Annotated in this window: 17 protein-coding genes and 2 tRNA genes; 17 read left to right on the forward strand and 2 right to left on the reverse strand. The window is 44.8% G+C overall.

From position 1 onward, the window contains the following. Positions 1–83: 83 nt before the first annotated feature. The 3 genes from AB6E51_RS22220 to AB6E51_RS22230 all read left to right on the forward strand — a co-directional run bounded on the left by AB6E51_RS22220 (position 84) and on the right by AB6E51_RS22230 (position 1,519). A tRNA-Gln gene (locus AB6E51_RS22220) sits at positions 84–158 on the forward strand. A gap of 71 nt (positions 159–229) precedes the next feature. Then, positions 230–314: transfer RNA gene (locus AB6E51_RS22225), tRNA-Leu, on the forward strand. 158 nt (positions 315–472) lie between these two features. Next, complete coding sequence (locus AB6E51_RS22230; RefSeq protein WP_017071286.1) at positions 473–1,519, forward strand: lactonase family protein; 1,047 nt, start codon at positions 473–475, stop codon at positions 1,517–1,519. 68 nt (positions 1,520–1,587) lie between these two features. Here the strand turns inward: AB6E51_RS22230 and AB6E51_RS22235 are convergent, their stop codons facing one another. Continuing rightward, complete coding sequence (locus AB6E51_RS22235; RefSeq protein WP_017062325.1) at positions 1,588–2,763, reverse strand: 2-octaprenyl-3-methyl-6-methoxy-1,4-benzoquinol hydroxylase; 1,176 nt, start codon at positions 2,761–2,763, stop codon at positions 1,588–1,590. Between the two features lie 308 nt (positions 2,764–3,071). Between AB6E51_RS22235 and miaB the strand changes: the two genes are divergently transcribed. From miaB to lnt, 5 genes are all read left to right on the forward strand, one after another. After that, positions 3,072–4,496, forward strand: coding sequence for a tRNA (N6-isopentenyl adenosine(37)-C2)-methylthiotransferase MiaB (miaB, locus tag AB6E51_RS22240; protein ID WP_017064168.1), 1,425 nt, complete (start codon positions 3,072–3,074; stop codon positions 4,494–4,496). 163 nt (positions 4,497–4,659) lie between these two features. After that, positions 4,660–5,781, forward strand: a complete 1,122-nt coding sequence (locus AB6E51_RS22245; protein WP_017062327.1) for a PhoH family protein — start codon at positions 4,660–4,662, stop codon at positions 5,779–5,781. After that, positions 5,782–6,243 (forward strand): rRNA maturation RNase YbeY, encoded by a 462-nt coding sequence (gene ybeY, locus AB6E51_RS22250; RefSeq protein ID WP_012603383.1) that lies wholly within the window; start codon positions 5,782–5,784, stop codon positions 6,241–6,243. 120 nt (positions 6,244–6,363) lie between these two features. Next, complete coding sequence (gene corC, locus AB6E51_RS22255; protein WP_012603382.1) at positions 6,364–7,254, forward strand: CNNM family magnesium/cobalt transport protein CorC; 891 nt, start codon at positions 6,364–6,366, stop codon at positions 7,252–7,254. A 32-nt stretch (positions 7,255–7,286) separates the two neighbouring features. Next, a complete protein-coding gene (gene lnt, locus AB6E51_RS22260) occupies positions 7,287–8,804 on the forward strand; it encodes an apolipoprotein N-acyltransferase (protein WP_065584440.1) in 1,518 nt (505 codons plus the stop codon). Between the two features lie 90 nt (positions 8,805–8,894). Here the strand turns inward: lnt and AB6E51_RS22265 are convergent, their stop codons facing one another. After that, a complete protein-coding gene (locus AB6E51_RS22265) occupies positions 8,895–9,365 on the reverse strand; it encodes a zinc ribbon-containing protein (RefSeq protein ID WP_017062329.1) in 471 nt (156 codons plus the stop codon). A 263-nt stretch (positions 9,366–9,628) separates the two neighbouring features. Here AB6E51_RS22265 and leuS point away from each other — a divergent pair, with 263 nt between their 5' ends. From leuS to AB6E51_RS22310, 9 genes are all read left to right on the forward strand, one after another. Further along, entirely contained in the window at positions 9,629–12,205 is a 2,577-nt protein-coding gene (leuS, locus tag AB6E51_RS22270; protein ID WP_017068503.1) for a leucine--tRNA ligase, read from the forward strand. 179 nt (positions 12,206–12,384) lie between these two features. After that, positions 12,385–13,038, forward strand: coding sequence for an LPS assembly lipoprotein LptE (gene lptE, locus AB6E51_RS22275; RefSeq protein ID WP_017067144.1), 654 nt, complete (start codon positions 12,385–12,387; stop codon positions 13,036–13,038). A gap of 12 nt (positions 13,039–13,050) precedes the next feature. Further along, entirely contained in the window at positions 13,051–14,076 is a 1,026-nt protein-coding gene (gene holA, locus AB6E51_RS22280) for a DNA polymerase III subunit delta (protein ID WP_372058996.1), read from the forward strand. A 64-nt stretch (positions 14,077–14,140) separates the two neighbouring features. Continuing rightward, entirely contained in the window at positions 14,141–14,458 is a 318-nt protein-coding gene (gene rsfS, locus AB6E51_RS22285) for a ribosome silencing factor (RefSeq protein ID WP_004735247.1), read from the forward strand. A 3-nt stretch (positions 14,459–14,461) separates the two neighbouring features. Continuing rightward, positions 14,462–14,932, forward strand: coding sequence for a 23S rRNA (pseudouridine(1915)-N(3))-methyltransferase RlmH (gene rlmH / locus AB6E51_RS22290; RefSeq protein WP_065584443.1), 471 nt, complete (start codon positions 14,462–14,464; stop codon positions 14,930–14,932). A 6-nt stretch (positions 14,933–14,938) separates the two neighbouring features. Beyond that, positions 14,939–16,831: a penicillin-binding protein 2 gene (mrdA, locus tag AB6E51_RS22295; RefSeq protein WP_372058995.1), complete on the forward strand. Its 1,893-nt coding sequence runs from the start codon at positions 14,939–14,941 to the stop codon at positions 16,829–16,831. Beyond that, a complete protein-coding gene (rodA, locus tag AB6E51_RS22300; protein WP_017062334.1) occupies positions 16,831–17,952 on the forward strand; it encodes a rod shape-determining protein RodA in 1,122 nt (373 codons plus the stop codon). Before mrdA ends, rodA begins: the two co-directional genes overlap by 1 nt. Positions 17,953–17,955: 3 nt before the next feature. After that, on the forward strand, positions 17,956–18,795 hold the full coding sequence (locus tag AB6E51_RS22305; protein WP_065584445.1) for a septal ring lytic transglycosylase RlpA family protein: 840 nt from the start codon (positions 17,956–17,958) through the stop codon (positions 18,793–18,795). A 93-nt stretch (positions 18,796–18,888) separates the two neighbouring features. Beyond that, complete coding sequence (locus tag AB6E51_RS22310) at positions 18,889–20,070, forward strand: serine hydrolase (RefSeq protein ID WP_017062336.1); 1,182 nt, start codon at positions 18,889–18,891, stop codon at positions 20,068–20,070. The last annotated feature ends 77 nt before the right edge of the window (positions 20,071–20,147 follow it).

Raw genomic sequence — 20,147 nt, forward strand, 5'->3', positions numbered from 1 at the left:
ATTTAGGTTCTGGCGCCGAGAGGTGTGAGAGTTCAAGTCTCTCCGACCGCACCATATTGAGATATCTTAATTGATATCATTGTTGGGCTATCGCCAAGCGGTAAGGCACCGGCTTTTGATGCCGGCATTCCCTGGTTCGAATCCAGGTAGCCCAGCCACTATTACAACGTTACTTAGACAAACCATAAGTCTTCTTAACTATACTCTTCGCTAGAGTAAAAGCTTTGCTGCGGTCGTGGCGGAATTGGTAGACGCACCAGATTTAGGTTCTGGCGCCGAGAGGTGTGAGAGTTCAAGTCTCTCCGACCGCACCATCATTAAATAGAACCCAGCTTTTTAGCTGGGTTTTGTTTTATCTGGAATATGCAAATCTGCTAGCCAAGTCACCAAGTATTCTCTTCTATAACCTCACTTTTAATACGATTTTATAAGACAATGTCAGCTCCATTTTCTAATTGAGTATGACTAGCCTATGAAACCCCTCCCCTTAACGATCGGTTGCTACACAGATACACCAAGTAAAAGCCAAGGTGTTTATCAAACTCAGTTAGATCTAGAAACAGGAAAACTATTACCTCTAGAGCTGATCATCAAATGTACTAACCCCTCTTTTATTACTGTAACAAAGACTGGGATCTATACTGCATCGGAAGTGGACCAGCAAAAACAGCCCCAGCTCATTCATATACCTAATGTTGATTCACAGCTAACACACAATACAAGCCTCATCTCGGGAGATCACCCTTGTCACGTCGCGATAGATCCACACAATAAGTTTGCTATCACGTCGCAATACTCATCTGGCACATTCGATATTTTTAGCTTAAGTATCAACGGCAGCATCGATAAACGACTCAAAACAATCCAGATGGTTGGTTCCGGGCCAAACAAAGAGAGACAAACTAGCCCACACGCCCATCAATGCCTGTTCTTACAAAACTCACCACAGTTTGTGACTGTCGATCTCGGCACCGATCGCATCAACTTCTATTGCTTTGATGAAGAGCAAGAAGAGTTCCTTGATGAGCCAATGCAGTCTATTAAGGTGCCCGCCGGCAATGGACCTCGCCATTTAATCTTTAACAAAGCTGAAGACAGAGCCTATGTGGTCTGTGAACTCTCTGAAACGTTGCTGACTTTGGAAAAGGTTTTAGGCATTTGGAATGTAGTGGAAGAGATTGATGCATTGCCTAATATGGAGAAGGGAGAAGCCGCAGCTGCGATTAAGCTATCGCCTGATGAGCAATTCCTTTATGTGTCATGTCGACACCAATCAAGAATCAGTAGCTTCAAAATCGACTCTGAGACTCAAAGGCTGACTTTCATTGATAGCTACGACACTGAAGGCAAATTCCCAAGAGACTTCCATATAACGAACGATGGGAAATGGCTTATCGCCGCCAACCAGCACTCCAACAACATCACCTCATTCAAGCGAGATAATGAAGATGGGTCTTTGGTTTATACAGGGTACTCTTTAGAGATCGATGCACCGGTTTGTGTGACGCAACAGCGATAGTAGTCATCTGATACAAAAAAGGAGAGCATTCGCTCTCCTTCTCTTTATAAAGTGTCTGTAATACTCAATTAAAGGCCCAGGGCATACTTCAACACTTGAGCTTTAATCGGCCCTGAGTTCTCTGCTAGCTTGAGTGCAGCATTACGCACAAACTTAAGTGGACCAATGTCGTTGCTGAATGTCTTATAGAAGAAATCCATACCGCTTTGCATCACTAGGTTGTCACCTCTTCTCATCACCTCGTAGCGTCTTGCTACAGACTGGTTCAATTCACCCTTTTCTTTGGTGACATCCAGCAGTACTGATACATCTTTGAAGCCTAAGTTAACACCCTGCCCAGCCAAAGGGTTGATGGTATGCGCAGAGTCTCCGACCAAAATACAGTTATTCTTCGAGTATGATTGAGCATGACGTCGTGTCAGAGGAAAAGAACCCGAATTCAAGACTTTGATATCACCTAACTCTTTAGGAAAGTGAGTAAGTACTTCGTTACGTAGTTTTTCAGGGGCCATTGCTGACAGTTGCTTAATACGCAGTGGAGAATCATACCAAACTAACGAGCCCAGCCCGACTTCTTGACCGTCAGAGGTTAGAGAACACAAAGGCAAAAATGAACGAGGGCCACTTGGTAGAAATTGCTGCCAAGTAATATCTTGCTGAGGTTGTTCTGTTTCTACATTGATAAGCATACAGTGTTGTCGATAATCCCAAGCCGTGATGCCAATTCCAGCTTGTTGGCGAACGGCTGAATTCGCACCATCAGCACCAACCACCCACTTCGCAGACAACTCAGCCCCTGATTGAAGCTTTACGATATTGATTTCACCAAACTCAATCACATCGAGCTTTTCTGGGCATAACAGTTCGAGATTGTCGTAGGCATCAAATTGAGACCATAAACCTAATTGAATGAGTCTGTTCTCAACGATATAGCCCAAACGAGGAAGGTCTAGTGAGGCAGCATCAAATCGAGTACGACACTCTGGGTGCTCCCACGTCTCTAAACGTTTATAAGAACACACTCGCATTGCTGCAATACTTTGCCATGCACCAAGATTTTCAAGCAAATCGACCGATGCTTGAGAAATCGCTGACACACGAATGTCCATCGCTTGCGATTCATCAAAAGCTTGTGGGGCAAAACCTTCGATCACCGCAACACTCAGACCTTGCTTTGCAAAACCGATTGCTGTTGCTGCGCCAACCATGCCGCCACCGACTACTACAATATCGTAACTGTTCATATTTCGTACTTATCAGTTTGATTCTTTGACTGTTTTTGATTGTACTTTTTCATAACTAACTTGTAACCAAAAACCTTATTCGAAAAAAGGGTTATCCCTTATGGCATATGGCGTTAACGATAATAAAAACCACTACATAAGAGATTTGTTCAGACTACTAGTCAGTCGGTTTTGAAACCAGTACAATACGCCGCTTGCCGCTAGAGCCTGTCATAAAATTGAATACCGAATTATGACAAACGGGGCTAGCGGATGAATAATGGGCGATTTGCTCCCTTAAATTAAACTAACGATCGAGCGAACATATAATGAGTAAGAAACTGCTAATTAAAACTTGGGGCTGTCAGATGAATGAATATGATTCATCAAAAATGGCCGACCTGCTTAACGCTGCAAATGGCTATGAGCTAACTGAAGTACCTGAGGAAGCAGACGTACTACTATTGAATACTTGTTCTATCCGCGAAAAAGCGCAAGAAAAAGTATTCCACCAGCTTGGTCGTTGGAAAACGCTTAAAGATAAAAAAGAAGGTGTGGTGATCGGTGTGGGTGGCTGTGTAGCGACTCAAGAAGGTGATCACATTCGTCAACGTGCACCTTACGTAGACGTTATCTTTGGCCCACAAACATTACACCGTTTGCCAGAGATGATTAAATCATCACTGTCTAACGAAAAGCCAGTAATGGATATCTCTTTCCCAGAGATCGAAAAGTTCGATAACCTGCCAGAGCCAAAAGCTGAAGGCGCGACGGCGTTCGTTTCTATCATGGAAGGTTGTTCTAAATACTGTACTTACTGCGTTGTACCATACACACGTGGCGAAGAAGTTAGCCGTCCAATGGATGATGTACTTTTCGAAGTTGCTCAACTTGCAGAGCAAGGCGTACGTGAAGTTAACCTGCTAGGTCAAAACGTAAACGCATACCGCGGTCCAACACACGAAGGCGATATCTGTTCATTCGCAGAACTGCTTCGTCTTGTTGCTTCTATCGACGGTATCGACCGTATTCGTTTCACAACAAGCCACCCGCTTGAGTTTGGTGACGACATCATTGAAGTTTACAAAGACACACCAGAGCTAGTGAGCTTCCTTCACCTACCAGTACAAAGTGGTAGTGACCGTATTCTTACGATGATGAAGCGCCCACATACGGCTATCGAGTACAAATCTATTATCCGTAAACTGCGTAAAGCTCGCCCTGACATTCAAATCAGCTCTGACTTTATTGTTGGTTTCCCTGGTGAGTCTAAGCAAGACTTCCAAGATACAATGAAGCTAATTAAAGACGTTGATTTCGATATGAGCTTCAGCTTTGTTTTCTCTCCACGTCCAGGTACGCCAGCGGCAGATTACCCATGTGATGTACCAGCACAAGAGAAGAAAGATCGTCTGTACGAACTGCAGCAAACGGTAAACACACAAGCTATGCGTTTCTCTCGTCTAATGTTAGGCACAGAGCAACGTATCCTTGTTGAAGGCCCATCAAGAAAGAACCTAATGGAACTTCGCGGCCGTACTGAAAACAGCCGCGTAGTGAACTTCGAAGGTTCTGCTGACCTTATCGGCCAGTTCGTAGACGTGAAAATCACAGAAGTATTTGCTAACTCACTCCGTGGTGAAATAGTACGTACTGAGAAAGACATGGATCTTCGCAGCGTGATCTCGCCGACTCAAATGATGGCGAACACAAAACGCGAAGACGAGCTAGGTGTAGCGACATTTACGCCATAGGCAATACAACTGTTTGAGCACAAAGCGCAAACACAAAGCTTGAAATTACCTAACTAAGTGACCATCTTAGAAATAGGGATATCACCATCAGAAGCCCGGTCTAAATCGGGCTTTTTGCTCTTTGTTTTATTTAAGAGTGAGTGGCACAAAATGAGAGGCTAATTTGAGCAATAAAATCGTTACCTTAGAGATAAATCTAGAACCAGCAGACAACAAGCGCTTGGCAAGTTTATGCGGACCATTTGACGACAACATCAAGCATCTTGAGCGTCGTCTGGGCGTTGAGATTAATTACCGTAGCAACTTTTTCACCATTGTTGGTAAGCCTCACACTACAGCCGCAGCTTTAGACATCATCAAACACCTCTATGTTGAAACGGCTCCAGTTAAAGGCAACATAATCGATATCGAACCAGAGCAAATACATCTGGCGATCACCGAGTCAGGCATTTTGGAGCAACACGTCGAGTCTGAAATTGACTACGGCAAAGAAGTGACCATTAAGACTAAAAAAGGCGTCATCAAACCTCGAACGCCAAACCAAGCACAGTACCTAATGAACATGGTGACTCATGACATCACCTTTGGTATTGGGCCAGCAGGTACAGGTAAAACCTACTTAGCCGTTGCTGCAGCAGTTGATGCACTTGAACGCCAAGAGATTCGTCGCATTCTATTGACGCGCCCTGCTGTTGAAGCCGGTGAGAAGCTTGGTTTCCTACCGGGTGATTTAAGCCAAAAAGTAGACCCATATTTACGTCCACTTTACGATGCGCTGTTTGAGATGCTTGGCTTTGAGCGAGTTGAGAAGCTGATTGAACGTAACGTAATTGAAGTTGCGCCACTGGCTTACATGCGTGGTCGTACATTGAATGATGCGTTTATCATTCTTGATGAGAGCCAAAACACCACGGTAGAACAGATGAAGATGTTCTTAACCCGTATCGGTTTTAACTCACGCGCTGTGATCACAGGTGATATTACGCAAATCGATTTACCTCGTGGTGCAAAATCAGGCTTACGCCATGCGACTGAAGTGCTCAATGAAGTCGACGACATTAGCTTTAACTTCTTCATGTCTGAAGACGTCGTTCGTCACCCTGTAGTTGCTCGTATCGTCAACGCATACGAGAAGTGGGAAGCAAAAGACCAGAAAGAGCGCAAAGAGTTTGAAAAGCGTAAACGTGAAGAGCGTGAAGCCAAACTTCTTGAGGCTCAGCAGGTAGTTACGACACAATTAGCAACACAAAATAGCTCTGTAATTGCAGAACAAGGTGATAAATAGATGTCTATTGAACTAGACCTGCAATTAGCGGTCGAAAATGAGCAAGGTCTTCCAACTGAGCAAGATATTCAGCTTTGGTTGGACAAGACAATTCCTCAGTTTCAAGAGAACGCTGAGTTGACGGTTCGTATCGTTGATACACAAGAAAGCCACCAGCTCAATCATGAATATCGTGGCAAAGATAAGCCAACTAACGTGTTGTCTTTTCCATTCGAGGCTCCTCCAGGGATCGAGTTAGATCTACTGGGCGACCTCATTATCTGCCGCCAAGTTGTCGAAAAAGAAGCAGAAGAGCAAAGTAAGCCTCTGCTAGCACACTGGGCTCATATGGTTGTACATGGCAGTCTGCATCTGCTAGGTTATGATCATATCGAAGATGATGAAGCTGAAGAGATGGAGTCACTCGAGACAGAAATCATGCAATCTATGGGGTTTGAAGACCCTTACATTCTAGAAAAGTAAATTGATTCTAGTAAAGTAGGTTGCAGAGAAACAATAACTCATCGAACCTGTGATTTTCACAGGAATCTGAGTTGTAACGTGTGCTATCACACTTCTGATAGCGTTATTTTTTGAGAAATCATGAACGAAGGTAACCCCCCCACTTCTGAGGGAAGTAAAAAATCTGAAGGTCCGAGTAGAAAGTCCTTCTTTGAACGCCTAGGCCAACTATTTCAAGGTGAAGTAAAAGATCGCCAAGAGCTCGTAGATGTAATCCGCGACTCAGAAATTAATGACCTAATTGACCACGACACACGCGACATGCTCGAGGGTGTTATGGAAATTTCAGAGATGCGAGTACGCGATATCATGCTGCCTCGCTCTCAAATGGTTACAGTTGAACGCACAGATGATCTAGATACATTGATTGCGCTCATTACTGATGCTCAACACTCTCGCTACCCAGTGATCAGTGAAGATAAAGACCATGTTGAAGGCATTCTATTAGCGAAGGACCTACTTAAGTATTTGGGTTCAGAAAGTGCTCCATTTGATATCGAACAAGTGATTCGCCCTGTCGTGGTTGTTCCTGAAAGTAAGCGAGTTGATCGCCTGCTTAAGGAGTTCCAAGAAGAGCGTTACCACATGTCTATCGTTGTCGATGAGTTTGGTGGAGTTTCTGGCCTGGTAACCATTGAAGATATCCTCGAAGAAATCGTTGGTGAAATTGAAGACGAGTTCGACGATGAAGAAGAGCTAGATATTCGTAAGCTGAGTAAGCATACCTTCTCTGTAAAAGCTTTAACCACTATTGAAGAGTTCAACGATACGTTTAACACTGCCTTTAGTGACGACGAAGTGGATACGGTAGGCGGCATGGTTATGACAGCACTCGGCCACCTGCCGGTTCGTGGCGAAATTGTAGAAATCGAAAACTACCATTTCAAAATAACATCAGCAGATAACCGTCGTGTGATTCAGCTACAGGTAACCATTCCTGACGAACAGCCTCTTCCGACTATCGAAGAATAACAACTTCTCTCTAAAGAGATGACAGAAATTAGATGACTAATACCTTTATTCATCGCCTATTACGGCCGCTTGCGGCCGTTTTTGTTGGCGCTATAACCACCCTTTCATTCGCTCCATACTCTATATGGCCTCTTGCTATTCTCAGCCCAGCTTTGTTGCTGTTACTGATCCACAACCGCTCTCCTAAAAGTGCGCTTTGGATTGGCTACGCATGGGGTTTAGGTCAATTCACCACAGGTATCAGCTGGGTATACGTCAGCATTGATGGTTTTGGCGGCATGCCACTGGCAGCCAACCTATTTTTGATGGCATTGCTTGTTGGCTACCTAGCCGTTTATTCAGGGCTATTTACCTGGGGTTTGAATAAATTCTTCCCTGCCAATAACCTAAGCCGCTTTTTCCTTGCAGCTCCTGCATTCTGGCTAGTCTGTGATTGGCTGCGTGGCTGGGTAATGACGGGCTTCCCTTGGCTTTGGTTAGGCTACAGCCAAATCGATTCGCCATTGGGTTCATTTGCACCGATTGGCGGCGTAGAGCTAGTAACTTTAGCGATCATTGTTTCAGCCTCTGCATTCACTTATGCGATTGTTAACCGGGCTTGGAGCATCGCTATCATTCCCGCTGTCGTATTTAGCGCAGGCTTTGGTATTCGCAACATCGACTGGGTCACGCCGAACCCTGAAAAAACCACGTCAGTCGTCTTGATACAAGGCAACGTCGATCAAGACAGTAAATGGCTACCGAGTCATCGCTGGCCAACCATGATGAAGTACACCGACCTAAGCAGAGAAAACTGGGGAGCGGATATCATCATCTGGCCTGAAGCGGCTATTCCAGCATTCGAAGTTGAGATCCCATCTTTCCTACGTAACTTGGATAGCGCAGCGAAGATGAACAACAGTTCGATCATTACCGGTGTGCTGAATCAGTCTGAAGATAAGAAATACTACAACAGTGTTCTTTCTCTCGGTGTGAATCCATACGGTGAGTACAGCTACGATCCAGACGAACGCTACCATAAACACCACCTGTTACCATTTGGTGAGTTTGTGCCGTTTGAAGATATCTTGCGTCCATTAGCACCTTTCTTTAACTTGCCAATGTCATCATTTAGCCGTGGCGACTTTGTTCAACCAAACATAGTGGCAAATGGTCGTCACTTAGCGCCGGCACTGTGTTATGAGATCATCTTTAATGATCAAGTTAGACAGAACGTAACCGACGAGACTGACTTTATTTTAACGCTCTCTAACGATGCGTGGTTTGGTCGTTCGATTGGCCCTCTGCAACATATGGAAATTGCACAGATGCGTGCTCTGGAGCTTGGTAAGCCGGTTATTCGCTCGACCAACAACGGTGTGACGGCAGTTACTGATTACAAAGGCAATATAATCAAGCAAGTGCCTCAGTTTGAAACGGCAGTGTTAAAAGCTGAACTCATTTCAACGGATGGTCAAACGCCTTATCACACAGTAGGTACTTGGCCACTGTATATCTGGGCGATGCTCAGCTTGGTGATTGGTTGGGTAATTAGAAAGCCAAAAAGCTAGATTCGACGAAAAGTGATTTGAGGGTTGACTGATCGGGTCAACCCTTTTTCATTGCTGTGGTTTTGCGTTGATACGCTATGGTTCAGAAGCTTACGGTTTAAGGGCTTTACGACTAAACCCTTTAGAACCACATTTAATGCATGGAATGATATTGGTTGGGTGGTTATATTCGGTTTGGTGACCACACTCGTCACATACTAAGGTTCCCAAGCCAATGACTTCACCCGCTTGATACAAGCCTTGGTGTTCTAAGTCTTGGAACAGTTCAACCCATTCCACCTTAGTACGATCAGTAATATCCAACAGCCCTTGCCAAATAGAGTCCGCAATCATCAAATAGAATGGACCGCTTTTACTCTCTTCATAGCTTTCGGAAAACTCTTTTAAGTCCGACTTCACGTAGGCAGAGATCAATGAAAGCTCATCTTTAGTCATATCATTAGCTGCTTTCGCAAACTTGCCCGACGTTTCGATTTTGTTGTTGAGCTCTTCAGGGCTATGCTTCAGCGTTTCAATCACCTCTTCGACGACTTCTTCATAGAGCGCTTTTTTCTTCGGCATAACAACCTCCTTAAGATAACCAACCTTTTAGTGAGCAAACGGATGCGCTGCAATGCACTCCCGCTTACAAACAAATGCAATTCATACTCTTAAGTATAGTTGCCCTGCGAAATTCAGTGAAAATTACACAATCTACTAAGCGGCAACTGCAAGTATGAAGGGTATAACTATTGTTGTACTCAGCTCCTTTAGGTATTCTATGACGATCTGTAAGATTCTGTTCTAACCGAACTCACAAATTCCAAGATAACCGGATACCATCGATGCAAGAACAATATAACCCGCAAGAGATTGAACAAAAGGTTCAACAACACTGGGATAACAGCGAGACTTTCGTTGTAAGTGAAGACCCAAACAAAGAAAAATTCTACTGTCTTTCTATGTTCCCTTACCCAAGTGGCCGACTGCACATGGGTCACGTGCGTAACTACACCATCGGTGATGTGGTATCTCGTTTCCAACGTCTACAAGGCAAAAACGTAATGCAGCCAATTGGTTGGGATGCATTCGGCCTACCTGCAGAAAACGCCGCTGTTAAAAACAATACAGCACCTGCACCATGGACTTACGAAAACATTGAGTACATGAAGAACCAGCTTAAGCTTCTAGGCTTTGGTTACGACTGGAACCGTGAATTCGCAACGTGTACTCCAGAGTACTACCGTTGGGAACAAGAGTTCTTCACTAAGCTTTACGAAAAAGGCCTGGTTTACAAGAAGACATCTTCAGTGAACTGGTGTCCAAACGACCAAACAGTACTGGCAAATGAGCAAGTAGAAGACGGTTGTTGCTGGCGTTGTGACACTCCAGTAGAGCAAAAGAAAATTCCACAGTGGTTTATTAAAATCACTGAGTACGCTCAAGAGCTACTAGACGATCTAGACAACCTTGAAGGTTGGCCTGAAATGGTTAAGACCATGCAGCGCAACTGGATCGGCCGCTCTGAAGGTGTTGAGCTATCTTTCGCTGTTAACGGCGAAGAAGCACCATTAGAAGTGTACACAACACGTCCAGATACACTAATGGGTGTTTCTTACGTTGGTATCGCTGCAGGTCACCCTCTTGCAGAGAAAGCATCGAAGAACAACCCAGAGCTTGCTGCATTCGTTGAAGAGTGTCGTAACACTAAAGTTGCTGAAGCTGAACTCGCAACGATGGAAAAGAAAGGTATGGATACTGGCCTAACGGCTATCCACCCTCTTAACGGTCGTGTTGTTCCTGTATACGTAGCAAACTTCGTACTTATGGATTACGGCACAGGTGCGGTAATGGCGGTTCCTGCTCACGATCAACGTGACTACGAGTTCGCAACTAAGTACGGCATCGATATCATCCCAGTAATCAAACCTGAAGATGGTTCTGAACTAGACGTGTCTGAAGCGGCTTACACTGAAAAAGGTGTACTGTTTGATTCTGGTGAATTCGATGGTCTTGCGTTCCAAGAAGCATTCGATGCAATTGCTGCGAAGCTTGAAGCTGAAGGCAAAGGTAAGAAGACAGTAAACTTCCGTCTACGTGACTGGGGTGTATCTCGTCAACGTTACTGGGGCGCTCCAATCCCAATGGTAACCACTGAAGACGGTGAAGTTCACCCAGTACCAGCAGACCAACTGCCAGTCATTCTTCCTGAAGATGTAGTAATGGATGGCGTAACGAGCCCAATCAAGGCTGACAAGTCTTGGGCTGAAACAACATTCAACGGCGAACCCGCTCTACGTGAGACTGACACGTTCGATACGTTTATGGAGTCTTCTTGGTACTACGCACGTTACTGTTCACCGCAAGCAGACGACATTCTAGATCCAGAGAAAGCAAACTACTGGCTACCAGTTGACCAATACGTTGGTGGTATCGAGCACGCTTGTATGCACCTGCTTTACTCTCGTTTCTTCCATAAGCTTCTACGTGATGCTGGCTACGTGACGTCTGATGAACCGTTCAAGCAACTACTATGTCAAGGCATGGTTCTGGCTGACGCGTTCTATCACGAAAACGAAAAAGGCACCAAAGAGTGGATTGCACCGACTGACGTAACGGTTGAACGTGACGGTAAAGGTCGCATCGAAAAAGCAGTCGACGATCAAGGTCGTGAAGTTGAACACTCAGGCATGATCAAAATGTCTAAGTCTAAGAACAACGGTATCGACCCACAAGAGATGGTAGACAAGTACGGCGCTGATACAGTACGTCTATTCATGATGTTTGCATCACCTGCAGACATGACGCTTGAGTGGCAAGAGTCTGGCGTTGAAGGGGCTAACCGCTTCCTTAAACGTGTTTGGAAATTGGTTCACGCTCACTCTTCTAAGGGTGCTGCTGAATCTGTTGATGCTTCTGCGCTATCTGGCGACCAAAAAGCACTTCGTCGTGATATCCATAAAACTATCGCGAAAGTAACGGACGATATCGGCCGTCGCCAAACGTTCAACACAGCAATCGCTGCGATCATGGAATTGATGAACAAGCTAGCGAAAGCACCTCAAGAGTCTGTACAAGATCGTGCAATCCTTGATGAAGCGCTAAAAGCTGTTGTTCGCATGCTTTACCCAATGACGCCACACATCTCTTACGAAATGTGGATTGCACTGGGTGAATCAAACGTAGACTCAGCAACATGGCCAACTTTCGATGAGAAAGCGCTAGTTGAAGACGAGAAAACTATCGTTGTTATGATCAACGGTAAGCTACGTGCGAAACTAACCGTTGCTGCTGATGCAACAGAAGAGCAAGTTCGTGAGCTTGGTCTAAACGATGAGAACGCTAAGAAGTTCCTAGATGGCTTAACTATCCGTAAAGTTATCTTCGTACCAGGTAAGCTTCTAAACATCGTTGCTAACTAATTTCGTTAGCACAATGCAATTGCTAAAGAATTAACGAACTTAATTCATCAAAAGCAGTCTGTAGACAGGGTAGCTAATTGCCCTGTCTACTTATTTAAGCGCTTTAGACTTGAGCCTAACCACTCAAACGAACTAAAGCCTTTAAATAAGTATTCTACCTTCATGAGAGCCATCAAATAATGCGCCTGATTTCACTATCTTCATTGAAAGTTACTGTTGTTGTTTTAACCGTCAGCCTATTAAGTGCGTGTGGTTTCCACCTACGTGGTGATTACTCCGTACCAGAAGAACTCAACAAGATCTCCGTAACCAGTTACGACCAATACAGTACGTTTACACGTATGATGAAAGGTCAACTGCGTATGAATGATGTAGAAATTGTGCCACCGGCTGAGAATACACCTAACCTGCATATTATTAGTGAGAGCGTAGGTGAGCGAACTCTGTCTCTATACCAAAACACTCGTGCAGCAGAGAAAGAACTGACATTCCGCGCTTCATACCGCGTAACTGTCCCGGATCTAGGCTCAAAGACGTTCTCAACCAGCGTAACCCGTAGTTACCTAGATAACCCGCTAACTGCACTTGCGAAGTCGGTTGAACGAGACATGATCGAAGATGAGATGCGTAAGTTGGCAACAAGCCAAATCCTTCGTCAGATGGCTCGTCTAAAAGCGAACATTGCAGCTGATAGCATGGACCTAGATGCACTAGAGCACGTTCAAGTGAAAGAACTCGAAAAGCAATACAACATCAAGAATGTTGAGATTGACGACGTTGAAATCGAACCAAGCACAGAACAACAACCAGAGCTCAGCGAATCTGCTCAATAATAGGTTTATTTGATGCGTATTTTTGCTGACCGCTTACCAGAACAGCTTGCTAAACAACTGAGCAACGTTTACCTGATCTTTGGTAATGAGCCACTGCTATTACAAGAAAGCAGAGAAGCGATTCAAAAAGCGGCTAAACAACAAGGTTTCGAGGAACGTCACCGCTTTGCGATTGATAACAGTCTCGACTGGAATCAAGTCTACGACTGCACTCAAGCACTGAGCCTATTCTCTAGCCGTCAGGTCATCGAGCTTGAACTGCCAGAGTCAGGCGTCAATGCCGCAATAGCGAAAGAGCTACTCGCAATCTCCGAGCATATCCACAGTGATATCTTGTTAATCTTGGTGGGCACTAAGCTCACCAAAGCTCAAGAAAGCGCTAAGTGGTTTAAGGCTCTTTCGAATCAGGGTCACTGGGTCAGTTGCCTAACGCCAGATGTCAGTCGGTTACCTCAGTTTGTCCAAGCGCGTTGCCGTCAAATCGGTTTAACGCCAGACCCTGAAGCGATTCAAATGCTGGCGCAATGGCATGAGGGTAATCTATTTGCTCTCACCCAAAGCCTAGAAAAACTGGCTCTCCAATACCCAGATGGAAAACTCACGTTAGTACGCTTAGAAGAATCGCTGAGTCGACACAACCATTTTACTCCATTCCATTGGAGTGATGCGTTATTGGCAGGCAAAGGTAACCGAGCACAACGAATCCTGCGTCAGCTAGAAGCTGAAGGTGTCGAACCCGTCATTTTATTACGTAGCATACAACGAGAGCTTGCTCTGCTATTACAAATGCAGCAACAAATGAAACAGATGCCGATTGGTCAGGTCTTCGAAAAACACCGTATCTGGCAATCTAAAAAGCCTCTTTATAACGCCGCGCTAACAAGAGTTTCGATTTCTCAATTACACTCTTTGTTCGCGTTGCTCACTCAAGCTGAATTGATGACAAAAACTCAATATGAGCAGTCGCCTTGGCCACTAATTCATCAGTTAAGCGTAGAGTTTTGTATCCCTTCAGCTTCAATACCATTTCACGCATAAAAGCGTGGTATATTCTAGGGTCGACAGCCCCTAAAAAGCTAAATTCAGATTAAAGGAACACCCCGTGTTACGTGAAGAACTAAAAGATTTTCTTGCAGACAAAGCCGACGACATGAAAGCAGAATCGATTGTGACTATCGATGTAGAAGGCAAATCAAGCGTTACTGATTACATGATTGTTTGTACAGGTACCTCTAAGCGCCATGTTGCTTCTATTGCACAGCATGTTGCTGATGAAGTACGTAAAGCAGGTATGCAGCCACTAGGCATGGACGGCCAGCAAGAAGGTGAATGGGTTGTTCTAGATATGGGCACAAGCATGCTTCACGTTATGCAAGAAGAACACCGTGAACTGTACCAACTAGAAAAACTTTGGGGCTAAGCTTTGAAGATCCAGTTAATCGCAGTTGGCACAAAAATGCCAAAGTGGGTTGAAGAAGGCTTTAAAGAATATAAACGCCGCTTCCCTCATGATATGCCATTAGAGCTCATTGAAATTACTGCGGGAAAGCGCGGTAAAAATGCGGATATTGCACGCATTCTTCAAAAAGAAGGCGAAGCGATGTTGGCAGCGGTTCCAAAAGGCAACCGCATTGTCACGCTTGATATCCCAGGTAAAAAGTGGGACACATCACAACTGGCAGAGCAATTGGAAAGTTGGAAGTTGGATGGACGCGACGTTTCTATCCTTATCGGCGGGCCTGAAGGATTAGCACCTGCATGTAAAGCGGCTGCAGACCAAAGTTGGTCTCTGTCTGCGCTTACTCTCCCTCACCCATTAGTACGCGTTATCATGGCTGAAAGCTTGTATCGAGCTTGGAGCATCACTGCTAACCACCCTTATCATCGAGAATAAGCGTTAATGTTACGTAAACGTAGCCAAATCCGTGATTACAAAGCAGAAGCACGACTATTTACTAATCGTGCTTTTGTTGCGTTTGCGGGGATCATAGTCATGATATCGATGTTGGTTGTTAATCTGTACAACATTCAGGTCAATCAATATCAAGACTATAAAACCCGCTCTAACGATAACCGTATCAAGGTCGTTCCAATCGCCCCCAACCGTGGTTTGATTTATGATCGTAATGGTGTGCTTCTTGCCGAAAATCGCCCGGTTTTCAACCTAGAAATCACACCAGAAAAAATCAAAGATATGGATGACACGCTCGTCCGTCTACAAGAATTAATCGAGATCCCGCCAGAGCGCATTGAACTATTTGATCGTGATCGTCGCAATTCACGACGCTTCAAGTCAGTACCTATTCTGAATCAGCTTACCGAAGAACAAGTTGCGATCTTCTCTGTAAATCAACATAAGTTCCCAGGCGTTGAAGTTACAGGTACGCTAAAACGTTTCTACCCTTATAGTGATGTGTTAACTCACGTGATTGGCTACGTATCGCGCATCAATGACCGTGATATGCAGCGCCTGGTTCGCGAAGAGAAAGACGCCAATTACCAAGCCACTCGCGACATCGGTAAACTTGGTATTGAGCGCTACTACGAAGACATGCTTCACGGTACCGCTGGCTATCAAGAAGTCGAAGTTAACAGCCGTGGACGAGTGATCCGTACTCTAAAATTTGTACCGTCGGTTCCGGGTAAAGATATCGTGCTCAACTTGGATATCAAGCTACAACTATACGTACATAAGTTACTGGATGGCCGCCGTGGCTCAGCTATCGTTCTCGACCCGAAAGACAATGGCGTGTTAGCCATGGTATCTAGCCCAAGCTACGACCCAAATGCATTCGTACATGGTATTTCGTCTAAAGGTTATAACGCCCTGCTTCAAGACAAAGACCGCCCTTTGGTTAACCGTGCAACGCTAGGTATTTACCCACCAGCATCGACGATCAAGCCATTCATTGCTGTTGCGGCTCTGCAAGAAGGTGTGATTACACCTAATACAACGCGTAATGACCCAGGTTATTGGAAGATCCCTAATTCAAAAACAAGACCATTCCGTGACTGGTTGCGTTGGGGACACGGGGTCGTTGATATAGAGAAAGCGATTGAAGAGTCAGTGGATACTTTCTTTTACCAAATTGCTTATGATCTCGGCATTGATCGCATATCCAAATGGATGATGATGTTCGGCTTTGGTGATTATACTGGCATCGATATTTATGAAGAAAGCAAAGCCAATATGCCAACTCGTGATTGGAAGATGGCAAGACACCGTGTGCCTTGGTACCAAGGTGACACCATCCCAGTTGGTATTGGCCAAGGCTACTGGACTGCAACACCCATGCAGATTGCAAAAGCCACATCAGTTTTGGTCAATGAAGGTGAAGTAACCGCACCTCACCTACTTCGTTCAACCATTGATAACGGTCGTCCATTCGATGAACAAATCATGTCGGACATTGAAACTTACCCACCGCTAACCGGGGTTAAGAAGAAGTATTGGGATATCGCTCAGGAAGGTATGAGGCTGGCTAACCACGGTAAGAAAGGTACGGCAAGACGTTCATTCCAGAAGATGTCTTACCAAACCGCTGGTAAATCGGGTACTGCACAGGTATTCGGCTTAAAAGAAGATGAAGAGTACAACGCGGATGAAATCGCAGAGCACTTACGCGATCACGCCCTCTTTACGGGTTACGCGCCTTTTGAAGATCCTGAAGCCGTCGTGACTATCGTTCTAGAGAACGCAGGTGGCGGTTCTTCTAACGGCGGCCCAGTAGTAAGAAGGATTTTAGACCATATTATCCTTGCAGAAGATTATCAAAGTGAGCCAATTAAATAATGAAACTTGATCCTTCAACTGGACGAAATAGAGCCCTATTCGAAAGGCTGCATATCGACCTGCCGCTTTTGCTTGGCATTCTGGTTTTAATGGGCTTTGCCCTGCTGATCATGTACAGCGCAAGCGGACAAAGCCTTGCGATGATGGACCGCCAGGCGATGCGCATGGCTCTGTCTTTAGGTGTGATGATCTTCCTAGCGCAAATCTCACCTCGTACTTATGAAACCTTGGCACCACTGCTATTTGTAGGTGGTGTCATCTTGCTATTGGGCGTGTTGTTCTTTGGTGAAGCCTCTAAAGGCGCCCAGCGTTGGTTAAACTTCGGCTTTGTTCGATTCCAACCGTCAGAGCTATTAAAGCTCGCGGTGCCTTTGATGCTGGCACGATTTATCGGTAAGCGCTCACTTCCACCAACATTCCAAACATTAGCGATCTCGCTAGTGATGGTGTTTGTACCGACGATTCTAATCGCAAAGCAGCCTGACCTAGGTACATCTATCCTTATCGCCGCATCTGGTATCTTCGTGATATTCCTGGCTGGTATCAGTTGGAAAATCATTGCTAGCGCGGCAATCGCATTAGGGGCATTTATCCCAATCCTATGGTTCTTCTTGATGCGTGAATATCAAAAAGTGCGTGTTAGAACCCTTTTTGATCCTGAATCAGATCCATTAGGTGCGGGTTACCACATCATTCAAAGTAAGATTGCGATAGGTTCGGGTGGTATATCAGGAAAAGGTTGGTTGCAAGGCACTCAATCTCAACTAGAGTTCATCCCAGAGCGTCATACTGACTTCATTTTTGCGGTCATCGCCGAAGAATGGGGCATGATCGGTATCTTGTTCTTGCTTGCGATCTACCTGTTTATTATTGGACGTGGCTTAGTGCTTGCGAGCCAAGCTCAAACCGCATTCGGTCGAATGATGGGCGGAAGTATTGTACTGAGCTTCTTCGTTTATATTTTTGTAAACATTGGCATGGTAAGTGGCATTCTACCTGTAGTTGGTGTTCCTCTTCCTCTAGTCAGTTATGGCGGTACTTCAATGGTTACCCTTATGGCTGGTTTTGGTATTTTAATGTCGATACATACACACAGAAAAGCATTCTCAAAGGCGACCTAATCGATGTCTATTACAACGTTTCAAAAAAAAGCATCCTTGGTTGAAGAGCTGCCAATCAAAAAAATAGTCTCTATCTTGGGGCTAGCGATTTTAATCAATGGTTGTTCTTCAAAGCAGCCAACAGGCCGCTACGATATTGATTCAGATATTGCACCAGACGCACCGATTTCGGTAGAGCATTTAGAAGATGCTCACCCTCAGTATGAACCTTATAGTTTAGGTGGTAACACGGATTACACTCTGCGTGGCGAAGACTATAAGATCGTCAAGGAGACGGAAGGATTTACCGAGAAAGGAAAAGCCTCTTGGTACGGTAAGAAATTTCATGGTCATTTAACGTCTAATGGCGAAATCTACGACATGTATTCGATGTCTGCAGCACACAAAACATTGCCTATTCCAAGCTACGTAAAAGTGACCAATACCGACAATAACAAAACCACGATTGTTCGTATCAATGATCGTGGTCCATTCCATGAAGGCCGAATCATTGACCTTAGTTATGCGGCAGCTTACAAGCTCGATGTGTTGAGAACCGGCACGGCAAATGTTGAGATTGAAGTCATTACTGTGGCTATGCCAACCGACGCAAATAAAAAGGCTGCTTTACCGCAATTTATTATTCAAGTCGCAACATCTCCACATGAAGATAGGACCGAAAAGTTAGCGAAAGATCTAGCCGAAAAGCTAGAAGTAGCAACGTTCTTGCAGCCAAATGATGACAAATACCGTCTGATGATTGGGCCATTTCATGACTATGCTCTGACTCAAGAGAAATTAGAACAAGTTAAGCTAATGGGTTACCCGTCAGCTTATATAAAAAAACACACCCTAACTCGCTAATTAATCTAACAGTTACTTCTGGTAATCAGCGCTCTGGTGTGACAGAGTGATTCTGTTAATATATGAATAGTTCACCAAATAATTGCATTCAAAATGATTAAATCTAATAAACTTGTTAAATCGATTTTTGCTACTTCTGTTGCTCTTTCTGCAACGATAGCTACATCGTCATTCGCCGCTCCTATTGTTGTTCCTGATGCACCTCAAATCGCCGCTAAAGGTTTTGTTCTGATGGATTACCATTCAGGCAAAGTACTAGCAGAGAAAGAGATGAATACTCAGCTTTCTCCAGCAAGTTTAACCAAGATGATGACGAGCTACGTGATCGGCCAAGAGCTCGACCGTGGCAACATCAACCTAAACGACGATGTTGTAATCAGTGAAAATGCTTGGGCTAAAAACTTCCCAGATTCATCTAAGATGTTCGTTGAAGTGGGCACTACGGTTAAAGTTGAAGAATTAAACCGCGGTATCATCATTCAATCAGGTAACGACGCATGTGTTGCTATGGCTGAACACATCGCTGGCTCTGAAGATGCATTCGTTGACCTAATGAACGCTTGGGCAAGCTCTATCGGCATGAAAGACACGCACTTTGCTAACGTGCACGGTCTAGACAACCCGAACCTATACTCAACGCCTTACGATATGGCGCTACTTGGTCAGGCGCTGATTCGCGACGTACCAGACGAGTACCGTATCTACTCACAGAAGAAATTCACATACAACGGCATCACCCAATACAACCGTAACGGTCTGTTATGGGATAAGAGCATGAACGTTGATGGCATCAAAACAGGCCACACAAGCAACGCAGGTTACAGCCTAGTAAGCTCAGCGACAGAAGGCAAAATGCGCCTAGTTGCTGTAGTTATGGGCACCAAGAATGCGAATGCTCGTAAAACAGAAAGCAAAAAACTGCTTAGCTACGGCTTCCGCTTCTTTGAAACAGTGGCACCACACACAGCCGGTGAAACTTTCGTAGAAGAGAAGATCTGGATGGGTAGCAAGGACACAGTTGCGCTAGGTGTCGACGAAGATACTTTCGTGACGCTACCTCGTGGTCAAGCTAAGAACCTGAAGGCAAGCTTCGTTCTTGAGAAAGAGCTAGAAGCGCCAATCAGCAAAGGCGATGTAGTTGGTAAACTATTCTACCAAGTAGACGGTGAAGACGTTGCTGAATACCCCCTACTAGCACTTGAAGATGTAGACCAAGGCAGCCTATTCAGCCGTCTATGGGACTACCTAGTTCTTCTATTCAAGGGTTTATTCTAAACAAGCCAAAGGTTTGTTCTAGGTAAAACCTAAGCTTGTTGTATAGCTAACCTAATGAGTAAGTTCATGATTTGCTC

The sequence above is a fragment of the Vibrio sp. 10N.247.311.47 genome, from assembly GCF_041467535.1.
GTDB classification, from domain to species: domain Bacteria; phylum Pseudomonadota; class Gammaproteobacteria; order Enterobacterales; family Vibrionaceae; genus Vibrio; species Vibrio crassostreae_C.